Below are 19,383 nucleotides of genomic sequence, written 5' to 3' on the forward strand. Positions count from 1 at the left end.
AAATCGCCAAATTCTACACCGTCCGGCGCGGCAGGACAAAACTCAGCAGGAACAGGGCCGCCGCGCTGACCACGATGGAGGGGCCGGCGGGGGTGTCCTTGAACCAGGACAGCGAAAGCCCGGCACACACCGCCACCAGGCCGATCAGACTCGCGCCGAAGGCCATCTGTTCCGGGCTGCGCGCATGCCGCTGGGCGGCGGCGGCTGGGATGATCAGCAGCGAGGTGATCAGCAGCACGCCGACGATCTTCATGGCCACGGCGATGACGATGGCGATCAGCAGCATCAGCGCCAGGCGGATGGCGGTGACTGGCAGGCCTTCGACCCGCGCCAGTTCCTCGTGCACGGTGATCGCCAGCAGCGGGCGCCACAGCCAGCAGATCAGCCCCAGCACCAGGGCGCTGCCGGCAACTATCCACAGGAGGTCGGTCTGGCTGACGGCGAGCAGGTCGCCGAACAGGTAGGCCATCAGGTCGACGCGCACTTCCTTCATGAAGCTCAGGGTCACCAGGCCCAGTGACAGCGTGCTGTGGGCGAGGATGCCGAGCAGGGTGTCGGCGGCCAGCGGCTGGCGCTGCTGCAGGGTGACCAGCAGGACGGCGAGCAATACGCAGCCGACGGTCACCGCCAGCGTCGGGCTGACGTCCAGCAGGAAGCCCAAGGCCACACCGAGCAGGGCGGCGTGGGACAGGGTGTCGCCGAAATAGGCCATGCGTCGCCAGACGACGAATGAACCCAGGGGCCCGGCGACCACCGCCAGGGCGAGCCCGGCGAGGAGGGCGTTGAGCAGGAAATCAGCCATGGTTGCAGTCGGGGCCGTGCTGGTGGACCGGAGTGAAGCGGGTGCCGGCCGGGAAGGCGGGTTTCACCACCTCGCCGTGCAGGTCGTGGGAGTGGTCGTGGTGGTGGTGGTAGACCGCCAGGCTGCGGGCGTCCTGGCCGAACAGCTCGACGAAGGCCGGGTCGCCGCTGACCTGTTCCGGGTGCCCGGAGCAGCAGACGTGGCGGTTCAGGCAGACCACCTTGTCGGTGGCGCTCATCACCAGGTGCAGGTCGTGGGAGACCATCAGCACGCCGCAGCCGAGGCGGTCGCGCAGGCGGCCGATCAGGCGGTATAGCTCGGCTTGCCCTGCGACGTCGACGCCCTGCACGGGCTCGTCGAGCACCAGCAGTTCCGGCTTGCGCAGCAGGGCGCGGGCCAGCAGCACGCGCTGCAGCTCGCCGCCGGAGACGCTCTGCAGCGGCTTGTCGATGACGTGGGCGGCGCCGACTTCCTTCAGCGCGTCGAGGGCGTGGGAGCGCTGCACGCCGGGGACCAGGCGCAGGAAGCGGAAAACCGTCAGCGGCAGGGTCGGATCGACGTGGAGCTTCTGCGGCATGTAGCCGATGGACAGCTTCGGCTGGCGCCAGACGCTGCCGGTATCGGGCTTGAGCAGGCCGAGCACGCTGCGTACCAAGGTCGTCTTGCCGGCGCCGTTGGGGCCGATCAGGGTGACGATCTCGCCGGGGGCGATGGTCAGGTCGACGTTCTGCAGCACCGCCTGGCCGGCGTAACTGACGCCGACGCCTTGCAGGCGGATCAGGGCGTCGCTCATCACGCCTCCCGCTGGCCGGGGGCGCAGGCGCCGCAGAGGCCGACGATCTCGACGGTCTGGCTTTCCACGGCGAAGCCGACGCCCTTGGCGCCGGCGACGATGGCCTCGCTGATGGCCGGCTGTTCCAGCTCGATGGCGGTGTGGCAGGCGCGGCAGATCAGGAACTGGCCTTCATGGGCATGTTCGGGGTGGGCGCAGCCGATGAAGGCGTTGAGCGAGGCGATGCGGTGTACCAGGCCGTTTTCCAGGAGGAAATCCAGGGCGCGGTAGACCGTCGGCGGCGCCGCCTTACGGCCGTCCTCTTCGCTCAGCACGGCGAGGATGTCGTAGGCGCCCAGCGGCTTGTGGCTCGCCCAGACCAGCTCCAGCACGCGCCGGCGCAGCTCGGTCAGGCGTACGCCCTGACGCGCGCACAGCGCATCGGCGTCGGCCAGGGCGCTGGCCACGCAATTGGCGTGGTCGTGCGGACGGCAGGCGAGGGGAGTCTTGGGGGCAATCTTGTACATGCGCGGCGACGCTCGGGTTCAGAGACGTTATTATATTACTCTTTCATGTCTCCCCTGTGTGAGTACCGCCGTGTCCTTCCGTCCCGTCGCCCTGCTGACCGCCGCCTGTGCGCTGCTGCTCAGCCTCCCCGTACGTGCCGAGGTCAGCGTGCTGACCAGCATCAAGCCGCTGCAACTGATCGCCGCCGCCATCCAGGACGGCGAGGGCACGCCGGACGTACTACTGCCGCCGGGCGCCTCGCCGCACAGCTACTCGCTGCGCCCGTCGGACATCCGCCGCGTGCGCGACGCACAGCTGTTCTACTGGGTTGGCCCGGACCTGGAGAACTTCCTGCCCAAGGTGCTGGAAAGCCGCAAGGGCCCGAACGTGGCCGTGCAGGACCAGGCCGGCATGCACCTGCGCAAGTTCGCCGACTTCAGCGGGTCCAACCACCCGGACCATGACGATGCTCACGATGATCTGGGCCACGATCATGATCACCGCCCCGGCATGATCGACGCGCACCTCTGGCTGCTACCGGCCAACGCCCAGGTGATCGCCGCGCGCATGGCCGAGGACCTGGCCATCGCCGACCCGGCCAACGCCAGCCGCTACCAGGCCAACCTGAAGGCCTTCGACGAGCGCATGGAAACCCTCGACGCCCGCCTGAAACAGCGCATCGACCCGCTCAAGGGCAAGCCGTTCTTCGTCTTCCACGAGGCCTTCGACTACTTCGAAGAGGCCTATGGTCTGCGCCATGCCGGCGTCTTCGCGGTGTCCGCAGACGTGCAGCCGGGCGCCCGCCATGTCGCCATGATGCGTGCGCAACTGCAGAAGGCCGGCCCTTCCTGCATCTTCAGCGAGCCGCCGATCCGCCCGCGCCTGGCCGACACCCTGAGCCAGGGCCTGCCGGTGCGCCTGGCCGAGCTGGATGACCTGGGCGTGGGCGTCAAGGTGGATGCCCAGGGCTACGAAAACCTGCTGGGCAACCTGGCGGACGAGTTTGCGGGGTGTCTGGAGAAGCTCTGAGTCGGCGCTCTGCCCAAGCTTCCTCGCTCGTAGGGCGAATAACGCCTCGGGCGTTATCCGCCGTTGGGCCTCGGAGGGCGGATAAAGCGTTCCGTTTTATGCGCCCTACGTTGCTGAGTAATCCGCGGTTCCGGATTTCCCCCTGTGGGAGTGGGCCGCTTTTCAGACACGCAGGTGGGCGCGCTCCAACAATTCAGGTGCGGCACAACGCCATCCCCGCGCCTGATCGCCGCACCCTCCCTGCCTGAAATTTCCCGCACTTTCCTCCCCTGATTCCCCGCCAATCGTCGGCTTTCCGCAGCTTTGACGGCGTTCGTCGTTCAATTGTCTATGGTGTCTAGTTGGGGTTGCCTGACACAAGATGTTGATGGTGATCAGGAATCTATGCCTACATATGGGGTCTACTCGCGCTCCATTTGCGCCTGCCACCCAACCGACAGGAGGTTATTTCCCGGATGGCCAAGACCGATGCGCGCCAACGCGGCGCCAAACCAGGAGTTCTCGCCCTGCAGCCTGCCTCGCAGGACATCTGGGACAGCAAGTACCGCCTCAAGCACAAGAGCGGTGACCCCATCGACGGCAGCGTTGACGAGACCTGGCAGCGCGTCGCCCGCGCCCTCGCCGACGTCGAGACCAACAAGGCGCTGCGCGAGCACTGGTACGAGCGTTTCCTCTGGGCCCTGCGCAACGGCGCCATCCCGGCCGGGCGGATCATTTCCAACGCCGGTGCCCAGGGGCACAAGCCGGCCACCTCGACCATCAACTGCACCGTGTCGGGGATCATCCGCGACTCCATGGACGACATCCTGGAGAAGGTCCACGAGGCCGGGCTGACGCTCAAGGCCGGCTGCGGTATCGGCTACGAATTCAGCACCCTGCGCCCGCGTGGCGCCTACGTCTCCGGCGCCGGCGCGCACACCAGCGGGCCGCTGTCGTTCATGGATATCTACGACAAGATGTGCTTCACCGTCAGCTCCGCCGGGGGGCGGCGCGGCGCGCAGATGGGCACCTTCGACGTCAGCCATCCGGACGTGCGCGAGTTCATCCGCGCCAAGCGTGAAGACGGCCGCCTGCGCCAGTTCAACCTCAGCCTGCTGATCACCGACGGCTTCATGAACGCCGTGGAGGACGACGAGGACTGGCCGCTGGTGTTTCCGATCCACCAGAAGGAACGCGACGAAGTTGATCTGAAGAACGCCGAGGAAGTGGTCTGGCGCGACTGGCCGCTGCACGACGAGTACCTGGTGGGGGACGATGGCCGCGTGGCCTGCAAGGTCTACGGGCGGGTCAAGGCGCGGCACCTGTGGGACATGATCATGGTGTCCACCTACGACTACGCCGAGCCCGGCTTCATCCTCATCGACCGGGTCAACGAGATGAACAACAACTGGTGGTGCGAGGCGATCCGCGCGACCAACCCCTGCGGCGAGCAGCCGCTGCCGCCCTACGGATCGTGCCTGCTGGGCTCGGTGAACCTGACTACCTTCGTGGTCGACGCCTTCAGCGATAATGCACGCTTCGACTGGGAGCGCTACCGCGAAGTGGTCCGGGTGTTCACCCGCATGCTCGACAACGTCGTGGAGATCAACGGCCTGCCGCTGGAACAGCAGCGCGCGGAAATCCTCGGCAAGCGTCGCCACGGCATGGGTTTCCTCGGCCTGGGCTCGGCGCTGACCCTGCTCAAGCTGCGCTATGGCAGTCCGGAAGCCTGCGTGTTCACCGAGGAAGTGGCGCGCGAGATGGCCCTGGTCGGCTGGGAAGTGGCCCTGGAACTGTCCCGCGAGAAAGGTCCGGCGCCGGCCCTGGTGAAGGAATACGACGTCACCGCCGAGATGCTGCGCAAGCGCCCGGAGATGAAAGCCGATGGCCTCAAGGTCGGCGACAAGGTGGCCGGCCGCGTGCTGCACGCCAAGTACTCGCGCTACATGCAGCGCGTTGCCGAGCATGCGCCGCAGCTGATCGAGGAGCTGGCCGAGCACGGTGCGCGCTTCACCCACCACAGCTCCATCGCGCCCACCGGCACCATCAGCCTGAGCCTGGCCAACAACGCCTCCAACGGCATCGAGCCGAGCTTCGCCCACCACTATTCGCGCAACCTGATCCGCGCCGGGCGCAAGACCAAGGAGAAGATATCGGTCTTCAGCTACGAACTGCTGGCCTACCGCGACCAGATCGACAACCACGCCGTGCCGGGGGCCGAGGAAGAGAAGCACCGCCTGCCGGACTACTTCATCACCGCCGACGACATCACGCCGCAGCAGCACGTGGATATCCAGGCCGCCGCGCAGAAGTGGATCGACTCGTCGATCTCCAAGACCGCCAATGTCCCCACCGACTACCCGTTCGAGGACTTCAAGGACATCTACCTCTACGCGTGGCGCCAGGGCCTGAAGGGCTGCACCACCTTCCGCTTCAACCCGGCGGCCTTCCAGGGCGTGCTGGTGAAGGAGTCGGACCTGGAGAAGACCCTGTACCGCTTCGAGCTGGAAGATGGCAGCGTGGTGGAGCTCAAGGGTAACGAGGAAGTGGAATACGACGGCGAGATACACACCGCCGCCAACCTCTTCGATGCCCTGAAAGAAGGCTATTACGGCAAGTACTGATACCCCTGGAGAATGCTATGAGCGTCAAGATCAACCAGAAGATCAAAGGCTTCCAGGTGGTGGACGTGGCCGAGGAAAAGGCCCGTGTGGAAGCCGCCGCGGCGGCCGCCGTGGTGAAGATGGATGAAACCCTGCAGCGGCCGGAGCTGCTGGTCGGTGCGACCTACAAGATCAAGTCGCCGCTGTTCGAGCATGCGCTGTACGTGACCATCAATGACGTGGTGCTCAACCCGGACACCCCGTACGAGCAGCGTCGGCCCTTCGAGATCTTCATCAACTCGAAGAACATGGACCACTTCCAGTGGATCGTCGCGCTCACCCGGATCATGTCCGCGGTATTCCGCAAAGGCGGTGACTGCACCTTCCTGGTGGAAGAAATGAAGGCGGTGTTCGACCCGCGCGGCGGCTACCTGAAGCGCGGCGGCATCTATATGCCGTCGATCGTCGCCGAGATCGGCGCGGTGGTAGAGCGCCACCTGGTCGCCATCGGCCTGATGGAAGGCCCGCAGCTGGACGAAGAGCAGCGCCTGTACCTCGCCGAGAAGCGCGCCGCCTACGAAGCCGCCCAGGGCACCAACAAGGCCGAACCCGGCGAAGGCTTCCCCGCCGGTGCCCAGCTGTGCGGCAAGTGCAACACCATGGCGGTGGTGCAGATGGATGGCTGCGCGACCTGCCTGAACTGTGGGTATTCCAAGTGCGGGTGAGCCAGAGCTAAGCAATCTCGAAAGACCGGCCATGGACGACCGGGGCTCCCTGTAGGAGCGGGCCATGCCCGCGATCGCGCGCATGGCGCGCTCCTACAAGGGGCTCATCAGTTTCCGGTAGGCGCAGTGCTCAAAGGAGTGGGCCGGGTCCGCGAACCGTCGCTGAACTACAGGGCAAACGGCAAACGAATCCCCACCGTCTGCCGCTGCGCCAGCCGACGTTCGAACTCGCTTGGGTCGTGGATCAGCACGTCCTGCCCGGCGAATGCCTCGGCGGCGATCAGCCGCGACAGCCAGAAGCGCACGCAAGCCACTCGCAGCATCTCCGGCCATAGCTCGGCTTCGAGCGCGGTGAACGGCCGCCTGGCCGCATAGGCCGCCAGCAGGGCGCGGGCGCGCGGGCCGTCGAGGGTGCCGTCGTCCGTCGAGCACCAGTCGTTCACGGTGATCGCCAGGTCGTAGAGCATCCAGCCGGAGCTGGCGTTGTAGAAGTCGATCACCCCCGCCAGGTGCGGGCCGTCGAACAGTACGTTGTCGCGGAACAGGTCGGCGTGCAGGTTGGCGCGCGGCAGCGCCGGTTGTTCGGCGAGCAGGCGGGCGATCTCCTCCAGGGCATCACCCAGCAGGGTCGCGGCGTGGCCGGACAAGTGCGACTGCATCGTCTCGCCTTCATGCAGCATCCAGCTCAAGCCACGGTCACTGGGACGCTCGATGATCCGCTCGCGGGTCGCCAGGTGCAGGCGTGCCAGCAGGTCGCCGACTTCCTGGCAGTGATGGTTGTTCGGCGAGCGTTCGTGACGGCCGGCCAGACGCGGCTGCAGCAGCGCCGGCTTGCCTTCGAGCTGGCGCAGCGCCTCGCCGCTCTTCGTGCGCAGGGCGTAGGGCACCGGCAGGTCGGCTTCGTGCAGGACGTCGAGCAGCTCGATGAAGAACGGCATCTCCTGCACCGGGCCGCGCTCCACCAGGGTCAGGACGAATTCGCCCTGTTCCAGGCTGACGAAGAAGTTGCTGTTCTCCGAGCCTTCCGCGATGCCGCGGAAGTCCCGCAGCCGGCCGAGACCGTAGGGGGCGAGAAAGTCTTCCAGGACCGGACGTTCCAGAGGCGTGAATACCGACATGCTCAATCCTCTGGAGCGTCGTGGAGGGGAGGGTTTACCAGCTGAAGATCTGCCACTGCGGAATCAGCTTGTCGGGCTGGTCCGAGCGGATGAAGTTGCCGTCGCTGCCGTCCTGGCGCACCAGGAAGTACGGCTTGCCGTGCTTGGGCACGACCTTGATGGCGTAGAGGAATCCGTTCACGCGGTATTCCTGGATGGTCTTGTCGCCCTCCTGGCGGATGGTCACATCCGGTTCCGGCGTCGGGGCATCGTCCGCCGCCAACACGGTGGTCGCGCCAAGACCCAGCAGAGCGGCGAGCAACAGGCGGTTCAACGTACGCATGATAACCTTGTCCCTTTGTCGAATTGGCTACGGACATTTTAGCCCGAGCCCTTCTGAAAAGGTTGATTCCCCTCATGAGCCAAGCACCCCTCGTCCTCGTGGACGGCTCGTCCTACCTGTATCGCGCTTTCCATGCCCTGCCGCCGCTGATGACCTCCACCGGCATGCCCACGGGAGCGGTGAAGGGCGTGCTGAACATGCTCAAGAGCTTGCGCAAGCAGTACCCGGACAGCCCCTTCGCGGTGGTCTTCGATGCCAAGGGCGGGACCTTCCGCGACGAGATGTTTGCCGAGTACAAGGCCAATCGCCCCTCGATGCCGGACGACCTGCGCGTGCAGGTGGAGCCGCTGCACGCCACCGTGCGCGCCCTCGGCCTGCCCCTGCTCTGCGTGGAAGGCGTGGAAGCGGACGATGTGATCGGCACCCTGGCCCGGCAGAGCGCGGCCGGTGGCCGGGCGGTGGTGATCTCCACCGGCGACAAGGACATGGCGCAGCTGGTCGACGGGCACATTACGCTGGTCAACACGATGACCGGTAGCGTGCTCGATGTGGATGGCGTTAAGGAGAAATTCGGTGTCGGTCCTGAGCTGATCATCGATTACCTGGCGCTGATGGGCGACAAGGTCGATAACATCCCCGGCGTGCCCGGTGTCGGCGAAAAGACCGCCCTCGGCCTGCTCACCGGCGTCGGTGGCGGCCTGGATGTGCTCTACGCCAGCCTGAACAAGGTGCCCGAACTGCCGATCCGCGGCGCCAAGGGCCTGCCGGCCAAGCTCGAAGAGCACAAGGACATGGCCTACCTGTCCTACCAGCTCGCCACCATCAAGTGCGATGTTGAACTGAACGTCGAGATCGAAGCCCTGCACCCCGGCGAACCGGACCGCGAAGCCCTGACCGAGCTGTATCGCACTCTGGAATTCAAGACCGGGCTGGACGATCTGCAACGCCAGGCGGCCAAGGCCGGTAGCCCGCAGCTGGCGCTGGAAGAGGCCCCGGCTGCCGCGGCCGAGAAGCTCTACGAGATCGTTCTGGAGCAACCCCAGTTCGACACCTGGCTGAAGAAGCTGGAAGCCTCCGAGCTGATCGCCTTCGACACTGAGACCACCAGCCTCGACCCGCAGCAGGCGCAGGTGGTGGGTGTGTCCTTCGCGGTGAAGGAAGGCGAAGCCGCCTACGTGCCACTGGCCCACAGCTACATGGGGGTGCCGGCGCAGCTGGACCGCGACTCGGTACTCAAGGCTCTCAAGCCGCTGCTGGAAGACCCGAAGAAGCGCAAGGTCGGCCAGCACGCCAAGTACGACATGAACGTCCTGGCCAACGCCTCGACGCCCATCGCCGTGCAGGGCATCGCCTACGACACCATGCTCGAATCCTACGTGCTGGACTCCACCGCGACCCGCCACGACATGGACAGCCTGGCGCTCAAGTACCTGGGCCACAGCACCATCCGCTTCGAGGACATCGCCGGCAAGGGCGCCAAGCAGCTGACCTTCGACCAGATCGCCCTGGAACAGGCCGGCCCCTATGCAGCCGAAGACGCCGACGTGACCCTGCGCCTGCACCAGACCCTGTGGCAGAAGCTGGAAGCCATCCCGTCCCTGGCCAAGGTCCTCACCGAAATCGAGATGCCGCTGGTGCCGGTACTGGCGCGCATCGAGCGCAACGGCGCGCTGGTCGACGCCAACCTGCTGGGCAAACAGAGCGTGGAGCTGGGCGAGAAGATGGTCGAGCTGCAGCGCCAGGCCTTTGAGCTCGCGGGCGAGGAGTTCAACCTCGGCTCGCCCAAGCAGCTGGGCGCCATCCTTTATGAAAAGCTCGGCCTGCCGGTGCTGTCCAAGACCGCCACCGGCCAGCCGTCCACCGCCGAGGCCGTCCTCGCCGAGCTGGCCGAGCAGGATTACGAGCTGCCCAAGGTGATCATGCAGTACCGCTCCCTGAGCAAGCTCAAGAGCACCTATACCGACAAGCTGCCGGAACAGATCAACCCGCGCACCGGGCGTATCCACACCAGCTACCACCAGGCGGTGGCGGCGACCGGCCGGCTGTCCTCCAGCGACCCGAACCTGCAGAACATCCCGATCCGCACCGCCGAAGGCCGGCGCATCCGCCAGGCCTTCGTCGCGCCCAAGGGCTACCAGCTGCTGGCGGCGGACTACTCGCAGATCGAACTGCGCATCATGGCGCACCTGGCCAAGGACGAAGGTCTGCTGGACGCCTTCCGTCATGATCGCGACGTACACCGCGCCACTGCCGCCGAAGTCTTCGGCGTGCCGCTGGACGACGTGACGTCCGACCAGCGCCGCAGCGCCAAGGCAATCAACTTCGGCCTGATCTACGGCATGAGCGCCTTCGGCCTGGCCAAGCAGATCGGCGTCGAGCGCAAGGAGGCCCAGGCCTACATTGATCGCTATTTCGCCCGCTACCCGGGCGTGCTGGCCTACATGGAGCGCACCCGCGCCCAGGCCGCCGAGCAGGGCTTCGTCGAAACCCTCTTCGGCCGTCGCCTGTACCTGCCGGAAATCGCCTCGAAGAACGGCGCCATGCGCAAGGCCGCCGAGCGTACCGCGATCAACGCACCGATGCAGGGCACTGCCGCGGACATCATGAAGCGCGCCATGGTGGCTGTGGATAACTGGCTGCAGGAGAGCGGCATCGATGCCCGCGTCATTCTCCAGGTACACGACGAACTGGTCCTGGAAGTGCGCGAGGACCTGGTGGATCAGGTCCGTGATGGCATTCGGCCGCTGATGAGCGGCGCGGCGGAACTGGATGTACCGCTGGTCGTCGAAGCGGGTGTCGGGGTGAACTGGGACGAGGCGCACTGACGACTGGACGAACGGTCGCAAGGCCCGCCAGTCGGGCCTTCTGGCACGATTGTTCAGGCCCTTTCGGGCTGGCCCGAAAAAATCTTTTGTGACCCGCTGAACTTTCCCGCGCGGAGCCGAGTCAGAACTCGTGAATGGCTGGTGAAGCCCTTCGATGCTCCTTTGCAGTGTTTAGTGTTGGCAGATTACTGGACCCCGCCCTAGCGGTCCGGACTTAAACCCCGAACTTCCCCCTCCCCATACGAAGCTCGGGGTTTTTTTTGCCTGCGATTTGGCCTCAGGCCTCCTCGCCGGCCTCCTCTTCTTCCTCGTCCAGCAGCCCCAGCCAACCGGCCAGGACCAGCTGCGCCTCTTCCACGCCCTGGCGCTTGGGCGCCGAGAACAGCTGCAGGGTGGCGACATCGCCCCAGCCGTCGAGGATTTCCTTGCGGGTCTTGAGCAGCGCGTTCTTCGCCGCGCCGTAGGCCAGCTTGTCGGCCTTGGTCAGCAGCACGTGGATCGGCAGCTGGCTGGCCTGCGCCCAGTCGAGCATCAGGCGGTCGAAATCGGTCAGCGGGTGGCGGATATCCATCATCAGCACCACGCCGGCTAGCGCATTGCGGCTGGAGAGATAAGCTTCCAGGTGCTGCTGCCAGTGCAGCTTCAGCGGGATCGGCACCTTGGCGTAGCCGTAGCCGGGCAGGTCGACCAGGCGGCGTTCGTCATCCAGGCGGAAGAAGTTCAGCAACTGGGTGCGGCCGGGGGTCTTGGAGGTCCGCGCCAGGTTCGCGTGGGTCAGCGCGTTCAGCGCGCTGGACTTGCCCGCGTTGGAGCGGCCGGCGAAGGCGACTTCCAGGCCGGAGTCTTCCGGGCACTGGTTCACCTTGGCGGCGGAAATGAGGAAAGTGGCCTGTTGGCAGAGGCCGAGAATCGGGTTTTTCGTAGCGTTATTCGAGGACATGGGTAACTTCGCGGCGGGTGCGACGCGGTGTCGCGGGGGGCGGTTTCGTTTCCGTTTGGGCATCTGAAGTATATAATGCCGCGGATTTTGTGTGCGCTTTATCCCCCAGGGTCGAGCCACACGGGAACGTTGGAGTCCGCGCAATCAAGAACGCGGATGTTCCCTGCGATGAGGATAATCATGAAGAAACTGCTGTTCGCAGCCATCGTTGCCGCGCTGGCATCCAGCGCCCTGGCGGCCCAGGATCCGGAAGCCGTTTTCAACAGAGCCTGTGGCGCCTGCCACAATGGTCAGTTGCCAATGGCGCCGAAAAAGGGCGACGCCGCCGCTTGGAAGCCACGCCTGGACAAGGGCATGGACACGCTGGTGCAACATGTGACCAACGGTTTCAACGCGATGCCGCCTCGCGGCCTGTGCACCGACTGCAGCGCCGAGGATTACCAGACAATTATCCAGTGGATGTCGAAGTAACTCCCAGGCCTTACTCTTTCACCCTTAGCCGTTATTGGATTAGCTGATGAACAAATTGATCGTGAGTCTGCTGTTGACCCTGGGTCTTGTCGGTGTGGCGAACGCCGCTGGCGATGCCAAGGCCGGTCAGGCGAAAGCTGCTGTCTGTGGTGCCTGCCACGGCGCCGATGGCAACAGCATGGCGCCCAACTTCCCGAAACTGGCCGGGCAGGGTGAGCGTTACCTGCTCAAGCAGATGCACGACATCAAGGACGGCAAGCGGACCGTCCTGGAAATGACCGGCCTGCTGACCAACCTCAGCGATGAGGACCTGGCAGACATCGCCGCCTACTTCTCCAGCCAGAACGGCAGCGTCGGCGCCGCCGATCCCAAGCTGGTCGCCCAGGGTGAAGCCCTGTTCCGCGGCGGCAAACTCGCTGAAGGCATGCCGGCCTGCACCGGTTGCCACAACCCGGCTGGCCAGGGCAACGCCGAAGCCGGCTTCCCGCACCTGGGTGGCCAGCACGCGGCCTACACCGCCAAGCAGCTGACCGCCTTCCGCGAAGGCGAGCGCACCAACGACGGCGACGCCATGATCATGCGCAGCATCGCCGCCAAGCTGTCCAACAAGGACATCGCCGCGATCTCCAGCTACATCGAAGGCCTGCACTAAGCAGCCCTTGTGGCGGAAACGCCAGATCGAAAAACTGCTTCGAAAAAAAGGGTGGCTCAGGCCGCCCTTTTTTGCGTCCGCCCCCACTACAATGCTGGAACCGTGTCTGGCCCCTCCGGTCAAACCGCTTCATCCCGCCGCGTGCAGCGTGGCGGTTCCGCTCAGCCAAGGAGTGAACCATGCGTAACCTGATTTTCACCGCCGCTCTTGCCTTCGCCGGCCTGTTCGCCGTCAACGCGAACGCCGCCGACTTCGAAGCAGGCAAGAACTACACCGAGCTGAACCAGGCCGTCCCGGTCTCCCAGCCCGGCAAGATCGAGGTGGTGGAGCTGTTCTGGTACGGCTGCCCGCACTGCTACGCGTTCGAACCGACCATCAACCCGTGGGTCGAGAAGCTGCCGGCCGACGTTCATTTCGTGCGCATTCCGGCCATGTTCGGCGGCCTGTGGAACATCCACGGCCAGCTGTTCCTGACCCTGGAGTCCATGGGCGTGGAGAAGAAGGTGCACCACTCGATCTTCGAGAAGCTGCACAACAACCCGAAAGCCCTGACCACCCCGGAAGAAATGGCTGACTTCGTCGCCGAACAGGGCGTGGACAAGGACAAGTTCCTGAGCACCTACAACTCCTTTGCCATCAAGGGCCAGATCGAGAAGGCCAAGAAACTGGCGATGGCCTACCAGATCAGCGGCGTGCCGACCCTGGTGGTCAATGGCAAGTACCGCTTCGACATCGGCTCGGCCGGTGGCCCGGACGAGGCGCTGCAGCTGGCTGACCAGCTGATCGCCAAGGAACGCGCCGACGCCAAGGCCGCTCAGTAAGGTCCGACGACGATGCTGCGCCGGCGGACTCGTGATCGTGTCGCGGGGGCCTGCGTCCCGCGGGTGAATGCCGCCCATGGGACACCCGCCGGCCTGCCCGACGACGGCCGGCTCCGCCTGCTCAGCTTCAACATCCAAGTGGGCATCAGTACCGAAAGGTACCGCCACTACCTGACCCGCGGCTGGCAGCACCTGCTGCCGGCCGCCGGGCGCGCCAGCAACCTGCAGCGCATCGGCGAACTGCTCCACGACTACGACGTGGTCGCCCTGCAGGAAGCCGACGGCGGCAGCATCCGCTCCGGCAACATCAACCAGGTCGAACACCTGGCCCAGCTCGGCGCCTTCCCCTACTGGTACCAGCAGCTCAACCGCAATCTCGGGCGTATCGCCCAGCACAGCAACGGCCTGCTCAGCCGCCTGCAGCCCACCGCCCTGGAAGACCACCCGCTGCCCGGCCCGCCCGGACGCGGCGCGATCCTCATGCGCTTCGGCGAAGGCCGTGACGCGCTGGCCGTGGTGATGATGCACCTGGCCCTCGGCGCGCGGACCCGCACCCGCCAGCTCGCCTACATCCGCGAGCTGCTGCAGGACTACCGCCACCACGTGCTGATGGGCGACATGAACACCCATGCCACCGACCTGCTGGAAAGCTCGCCGCTGCGCGATCTCCAGCTCATCGCCCCGCAGGTCGAGGCCACTTTCCCCAGCTGGCGCCCACAGCGCTGCCTGGACCACATCCTGCTCAGTTCCGAGCTGGCGCTGGAACGCGTCAGTGTCCTCCCGCACCCGATTTCCGACCACCTGCCCGTGGCCGTGGAAATCCGCCTGCCGGATGCCCTGCGTTCGTCCTCGTCGCTCGCCTTGCGCGGCGAGGCCCCTGAATGAGTCGCGACGACGACCAACGCTGGAAACAGAAATACCTGGACAACCTCGAGCAGCAGGAAAAGCTCGAGCGCCGCTGGGATGCCCGTCTCGACCTGCTGCGTCGCGGACTGGTGCGCAGCAGCCTCGCCGCCGAAGGCAGCGACAAGGCGGTAGACGCGTGCATGAAGGAGCTGCGTGAGGTATTGCGCCGCGACGAGATGGACGCCGGCCTGTCGCGCCTGATTCCGCAGCTCGAAAAAGCCGTGCTCGACTCCGAGCAGCGCCGCCAGCAGCGCGTCGAGCAGAACATCGCCGCACTGGGCCAGTTGTCGCAGCAATTGTTGTCCCTGGACATGCCGGGCGACCTGCGCAAGCCGCTCAAGCGCCTGGCCAAGGATATTCCCAGCCGTGGCAGCTCCTCCCGTGAACTGCCGGGCCTGCTGGCCGAACTGAGCCGCCTGCAACGCCAGGTGCTGGACCATTTCGGCAATGGCGGCGGCGAGCAGCGCCCCGGCTTCCTGCAGCGGCTGTTCGGCAGCCGGGACAACGACGAGACAGATTCGCCGGAATCGACGCCCACTGCGCTCACCGCAACGGCACAGGCAACGCCCATCGACGAAGCAGCGATAGATGAGCCGCTTCCCGCTGCAGCACAACCTGCTGCACCTGCACCTGCACCTGCACCTGCACCTGCACCCGCCGAGCCGGTGGTCACTGAAGCGGTTGCCGAGTCCGTCATGGAGAGGGCCGACGCCGTTGCCCCGGCGCCAGAACCCGTCGCCGCACCGTCCCCGGCCGCGCTACCCGAGCCTGTCGCCGTGGCCGAAGTGCTGGTCCCTGCGGCCGTGTTGGAGCCTTTTGCCCACGACGATTCCAAGCTGCTAGACAGCCTGCCGGTGCCGCCCGGCCTGTTCGGCACGCCGGAAGACGCACGTCAGGCCAGCGATCCCTACGCCCTGCCACCGCGCCCGGAGCCCGGTTACAGCGCTGTGGCACCACACATCGAGGCGAGCCTGCTGCGCCTGCTGGACGAGATGCACCTGCCGGCCGCCCAGCAGATCCAGGCCGAAGAACTGCGCTCGCGCATCCATGGCAGCCTCAACTGGTACGAACTGGTGCCGGTGCTGGACGACCTGGGCGTCCTGGTGCTGTCGCTCAACGACAGCGGCCAGCGCGAGTTCGAAGGCTACCTGCACCAGCTCAACGAACGCCTGGGCACCTTCCTCGACGGCCTGCAGGCGGTCCAGGAGAATCACAGCGGCTCCAGTTCCAGCGCCCGCGACCTGGACGACACCCTGCGTGAGCAGGTCAGCGGTCTGAAGGAAAGCGTGCTGGAGGCCACCGACCTCGAGGGCCTCAAGCGCAATGTCGAGTCGCGCCTGCAGGGCCTGGTGGGCACCATGGACCGCTTCCGCGAGGAGCGCGAAGTCCGTGAGCGCGAGGTGGGTGAGCGCATCCAGTCGCTGGTGACCCGCGTCACCAGCATGGAAGAGGAGGCCCGCACCTTCCAGGCGAACATCGAGGACCAGCGTCAGAAAGCCATGACCGACGCCCTGACCGGCCTGCCCAACCGCGCCGCGCTGAGCGAGCGGCTGGAGCTGGAGGTCTCGCGCTGGGAGCGCTACGGCGGCGACCTGCTGCTGGCGGTGCTCGATGTCGACCACTTCAAGCGCATCAACGACGACTTCGGCCACCTTGCCGGTGACAAGGTGCTGAAGATCATCGCCAACGAACTGGCCAAGCGCGTGCGCAAGACCGATTTCATCGCCCGCTACGGCGGCGAGGAGTTCGTCGTGCTGCTGCCCGCCACGCCGCTGGACGGCGGACAGCAACTGCTCGACGTGCTGCGCGGCGCCATCGAAGCCTGCCCCTTCCACTTCAAGGGCGAACGCCTGAGCATCACCTGCTCGGCGGGCCTGACGGCGTTCCGCGAGGGCGAGCGCGCCGAGGCCGTGTTCGAGCGCGCCGACCAGGCGCTGTACCGCGCCAAGCGCGGCGGGCGCAATCGCCTCGAAGTCGACTGACGACCGGTCCTGACTGTAGGAGCGAGCGGGGTTCGCTCCTACAGGAAAACATTTCATTTCTGCCGAAAATTCTTGACGAATGAAAGCTTATAGGTTTTGATTCGAACCATTATCTTTCGAATCGAAACTTAATAGTTCATGTCGAAACGCAACACACCTCAACGCCGCCACGACATCCTGGCGCTGCTCGCCGAACTGGGCGAGGTCAGCGTGGACGATCTCGCGCGCCGCTTCGCCACCTCCGAGGTGACCATCCGCAAGGACCTGGCGGCCCTGGAAGGCAACGGCCTGCTGCTGCGCCGCTACGGCGGCGCAGTGCCGATGCCCCATGAGCTGATCGCCGAGCCGAGCCAGCCGCTGTCGCGCTACAAGCAGGCCATCGGCCGTGCCGCGGCTGCCTGCATTCGCGAGCACGCGCGGATCATCATCGACAGCGGCAGCACCACCGCCGCGTTGATCCCGGAGCTGGGCCGCAAGCCCGGCCTGGTGGTGATGACCAACTCCCTGAGCGTGGCCAATGCCCTGCGCGAGCTGGAGCGCGAACCGGTGCTGCTGATGACCGGCGGCACCTGGGACCCACACTCGGAGTCGTTCCAGGGCCAGGTGGCCGAACAGGTGCTGCGCTCCTACGATTTCGATCAGCTGTTCATCGGCGCCACCGGGCTCGACCTGGAGCGGGGCACGACGACCTTCAACGAACTGCTGGGCCTGAGCCGGGTCATGGCCGAGGTCGCCCGCGAGGTGATCGTCATGGCCGAGGCCGACAAGCTGGGCCGGCGCATTCCCAACCTGGAGCTGCCGTGGAGCAGCGTCCAGACCCTGATTACCGACGAACGCCTGAGCGATGAAGCGTTCGAACTGATCCAGGCGCGCGGCGTGAAAGTGATCCGCGCGCGCTGCGAAGACTGACAGGAGAGCCAAGCCATGTGTGGAATCGTAGGCGCCATCGCCGAGCGCACTATCACCCCGATCCTCGTCGAAGGCCTCAAGCGCCTGGAATACCGTGGTTACGACAGCGCCGGTGTGGCGGTGATCGACAATAGCGGTGCGCTGGATCGCCGCCGCCGCGCCGGCAAGGTTTCCAGCCTCGAACAGGCCATTACCGAGCAGCCGCTGCTCGGTCGCCTGGGCATCGCCCACACCCGCTGGGCCACCCACGGCGCGCCCACCGAGGCCAACGCCCACCCGCACTTTTCCCATGGCGAAGTGGCGGTGGTACACAACGGCATCATCGAGAACTTCGAGCCCCTGCGTGAAATGCTCAAGGCGCGCGGCTACGAGTTCACCTCGCAGACCGATACCGAGGTCATCGCCCACCTGCTGCACCTGCGCCTGAGTGAGTTGGGTGACCTGACCGTCGCACTCAAGGCCGTGGTCAAGGAACTGCACGGCGCCTATGGCCTGGCGGTGATCAGCAGCAAGCAGCCCGACCGCATCCTTGCCGCCCGCAGCGGCAGCCCGCTGGTGGTGGGCCTGGGGCATGGCGAGAACTTCCTCGCCTCCGACCAGCTGGCGCTGCGCCAGGTCACCGACCGGTTCATCTACCTGGAAGAAGGCGACATTGCCGAAATCCGTCGTGACGGCCTGCAGCTGTGGGACGTGAAGGGCAACCCGGTGCAGCGCGAGGAAGTGCGCTACCACGAGGGAGCCGAGGCGGCCGACAAGGGCGGTTACCGCCACTTCATGCTCAAGGAGATTCACGAGCAGCCCGCCGTGGTGCAGCGCACCCTGGAAGGCCGCCTGGGCGCCCAGCAGGTGCTGGTGGACAACTTCGGCCCGCAGGCCCGTGAGCTGCTGGCCAAGGTACGCACCGTGCAGATCGTCGCCTGCGGCACCAGCTACCACGCCGGCATGGTCGCCCGTTACTGGCTGGAGAGCCTGACCGGCATTCCCTGCCAGGTCGAAGTTGCCAGCGAGTTCCGCTACCGCAAGGTCGCGGTACACCCGGACTCCCTGTTCGTCACCATCTCCCAGTCCGGCGAAACCGCCGACACCCTGGCCGCGCTGCGCTACGCCAAGGAGCTGGGCTTCCTGTCCAGCCTGGCGATCTGCAACGTCGCCACCAGTTCGCTGGTGCGCGAGTCGGACATGACCCTGCTGACCAACGCCGGCCCTGAAATCGGCGTGGCCTCCACCAAGGCCTTCACCACCCAGCTGGTCGCCCTGCTGCTGCTGACCCTGGGCATCGGCCAGGTGCAGAAGCGCCTGGGCGATGGCGTCGAGGCCGAGCTGGTGAACGAGCTGCGTCGCCTGCCGACCCACCTGGAAGAAGCCCTGTCCATGGACAAGGTGGTGGAGAAGATCAGCGAGCTGTTCGCCGAGAAGCACCACACCCTGTTCCTCGGCCGTGGCGCCCAGTACCCGGTGGCGATGGAAGGCGCGCTGAAGCTCAAGGAAATCTCCTATATCCACGCCGAGGCCTACCCGGCCGGCGAGCTCAAGCACGGCCCGCTGGCGCTGGTCGACGCCGACATGCCGGTGGTCACCGTGGCGCCGAACAACGAACTGCTGGAGAAGCTCAAGTCCAACCTGCAGGAAGTCCGCGCCCGTGGCGGCGAGCTGGTGGTGTTCGCCGAAGGCGGCAGCGGCATCAGCGATGGCGAAGGCACCCATGTGGTGGGCATGCCGGCAATCCACGATTGCCTGGCGCCGATCCTCTACACCGTGCCGCTGCAACTGCTGTCCTACTACGTCGCCGTGCTCAAGGGCACCGACGTCGACCAACCGCGCAACCTGGCCAAGTCGGTAACCGTCGAGTAAGTCGGTCTGCTCAGCTCCACCCCAGGGGGCCCGCGCATCGCGCCGGCCCCCTGTTCGTTTCTGCCCTTCGCCGCCCTCGCAACAAATCCGTCGCACGACTCCCGCCAAAGCTTCACGAAACCGTCCCCAGCCTGCCAACTCGGTACGCCACCCTCAGCGCTGCAACCTG

General features: G+C 65.9%; 17 protein-coding genes. 11 read left to right on the forward strand and 6 right to left on the reverse strand.

Translation table 11 applies throughout. From position 1 onward, the window contains the following. Positions 1–13: 13 nt before the first annotated feature. Genes znuB through zur form a run of 3 tightly spaced genes read right to left on the reverse strand, consistent with a single transcriptional unit; the run spans position 14 to position 2,101 of the window. On the reverse strand, positions 14–802 hold the full coding sequence (gene znuB, locus IB275_RS00825; protein WP_017521234.1) for a zinc ABC transporter permease subunit ZnuB: 789 nt from the start codon (positions 800–802) through the stop codon (positions 14–16). Continuing rightward, positions 795–1,595, reverse strand: a complete 801-nt coding sequence (znuC, locus tag IB275_RS00830; RefSeq protein ID WP_081518832.1) for a zinc ABC transporter ATP-binding protein ZnuC — start codon at positions 1,593–1,595, stop codon at positions 795–797. Before znuC ends, znuB begins: the two co-directional genes overlap by 8 nt. Beyond that, entirely contained in the window at positions 1,595–2,101 is a 507-nt protein-coding gene (zur, locus tag IB275_RS00835) for a zinc uptake transcriptional repressor Zur (protein ID WP_015474971.1), read from the reverse strand. The genes znuC and zur overlap by 1 nt, the downstream gene beginning before the upstream one ends. Before the next feature lie 70 nt (positions 2,102–2,171). On the opposite strand from zur, the gene znuA reads away from it, so the two are divergent. From znuA to IB275_RS00850, 3 genes are all read left to right on the forward strand, one after another. Beyond that, positions 2,172–3,110 carry a zinc ABC transporter substrate-binding protein ZnuA gene (gene znuA, locus IB275_RS00840; RefSeq protein ID WP_192294158.1) on the forward strand — a complete coding sequence of 313 codons (939 nt, stop codon included), beginning with the start codon at positions 2,172–2,174 and terminating at the stop codon, positions 3,108–3,110. 455 nt (positions 3,111–3,565) lie between these two features. Beyond that, a complete protein-coding gene (locus IB275_RS00845; protein WP_192294156.1) occupies positions 3,566–5,713 on the forward strand; it encodes an adenosylcobalamin-dependent ribonucleoside-diphosphate reductase in 2,148 nt (715 codons plus the stop codon). A gap of 17 nt (positions 5,714–5,730) precedes the next feature. Further along, positions 5,731–6,417 carry a TSCPD domain-containing protein gene (locus IB275_RS00850; protein ID WP_192318847.1) on the forward strand — a complete coding sequence of 229 codons (687 nt, stop codon included), beginning with the start codon at positions 5,731–5,733 and terminating at the stop codon, positions 6,415–6,417. A gap of 167 nt (positions 6,418–6,584) precedes the next feature. Here IB275_RS00850 and IB275_RS00855 read toward each other — a convergent pair whose 3' ends face one another. Beyond that, positions 6,585–7,535, reverse strand: coding sequence for a homoserine kinase (locus IB275_RS00855; protein ID WP_192294154.1), 951 nt, complete (start codon positions 7,533–7,535; stop codon positions 6,585–6,587). Positions 7,536–7,569: 34 nt separating this feature from the next. Beyond that, the gene (locus tag IB275_RS00860) at positions 7,570–7,857 is read right to left on the reverse strand and encodes a DUF2782 domain-containing protein (protein ID WP_045213413.1); all 288 of its coding nucleotides are present in this window, start codon (positions 7,855–7,857) and stop codon (positions 7,570–7,572) included. 74 nt (positions 7,858–7,931) lie between these two features. On the opposite strand from IB275_RS00860, the gene polA reads away from it, so the two are divergent. Beyond that, positions 7,932–10,682, forward strand: coding sequence for a DNA polymerase I (polA, locus tag IB275_RS00865; RefSeq protein WP_192294152.1), 2,751 nt, complete (start codon positions 7,932–7,934; stop codon positions 10,680–10,682). A gap of 277 nt (positions 10,683–10,959) precedes the next feature. Here polA and yihA read toward each other — a convergent pair whose 3' ends face one another. Then, a complete protein-coding gene (yihA, locus tag IB275_RS00870) occupies positions 10,960–11,622 on the reverse strand; it encodes a ribosome biogenesis GTP-binding protein YihA/YsxC (RefSeq protein ID WP_045213409.1) in 663 nt (220 codons plus the stop codon). Between the two features lie 180 nt (positions 11,623–11,802). On the opposite strand from yihA, the gene IB275_RS00875 reads away from it, so the two are divergent. From IB275_RS00875 to glmS, 7 genes are all read left to right on the forward strand, one after another. Then, positions 11,803–12,093, forward strand: a complete 291-nt coding sequence (locus IB275_RS00875) for a c-type cytochrome (protein WP_017521244.1) — start codon at positions 11,803–11,805, stop codon at positions 12,091–12,093. Between the two features lie 46 nt (positions 12,094–12,139). Further along, complete coding sequence (locus tag IB275_RS00880) at positions 12,140–12,745, forward strand: c-type cytochrome (RefSeq protein ID WP_151188949.1); 606 nt, start codon at positions 12,140–12,142, stop codon at positions 12,743–12,745. A gap of 179 nt (positions 12,746–12,924) precedes the next feature. Further along, positions 12,925–13,566, forward strand: coding sequence for a thiol:disulfide interchange protein DsbA/DsbL (locus tag IB275_RS00885; protein ID WP_081518825.1), 642 nt, complete (start codon positions 12,925–12,927; stop codon positions 13,564–13,566). A 12-nt stretch (positions 13,567–13,578) separates the two neighbouring features. Next, complete coding sequence (locus tag IB275_RS00890) at positions 13,579–14,451, forward strand: endonuclease/exonuclease/phosphatase family protein (protein ID WP_081518824.1); 873 nt, start codon at positions 13,579–13,581, stop codon at positions 14,449–14,451. Further along, on the forward strand, positions 14,448–16,454 hold the full coding sequence (locus IB275_RS00895; RefSeq protein ID WP_192294150.1) for a GGDEF domain-containing protein: 2,007 nt from the start codon (positions 14,448–14,450) through the stop codon (positions 16,452–16,454). Before IB275_RS00890 ends, IB275_RS00895 begins: the two co-directional genes overlap by 4 nt. Positions 16,455–16,592: 138 nt before the next feature. Further along, positions 16,593–17,363, forward strand: a complete 771-nt coding sequence (locus tag IB275_RS00900; RefSeq protein WP_192294148.1) for a DeoR/GlpR family DNA-binding transcription regulator — start codon at positions 16,593–16,595, stop codon at positions 17,361–17,363. 15 nt (positions 17,364–17,378) lie between these two features. Next, complete coding sequence (glmS, locus tag IB275_RS00905; protein WP_192294146.1) at positions 17,379–19,214, forward strand: glutamine--fructose-6-phosphate transaminase (isomerizing); 1,836 nt, start codon at positions 17,379–17,381, stop codon at positions 19,212–19,214. Positions 19,215–19,383 lie beyond the last annotated feature (169 nt).

This window comes from Pseudomonas sp. PDM21 (assembly GCF_014852505.2).
GTDB lineage: Bacteria > Pseudomonadota > Gammaproteobacteria > Pseudomonadales > Pseudomonadaceae > Pseudomonas.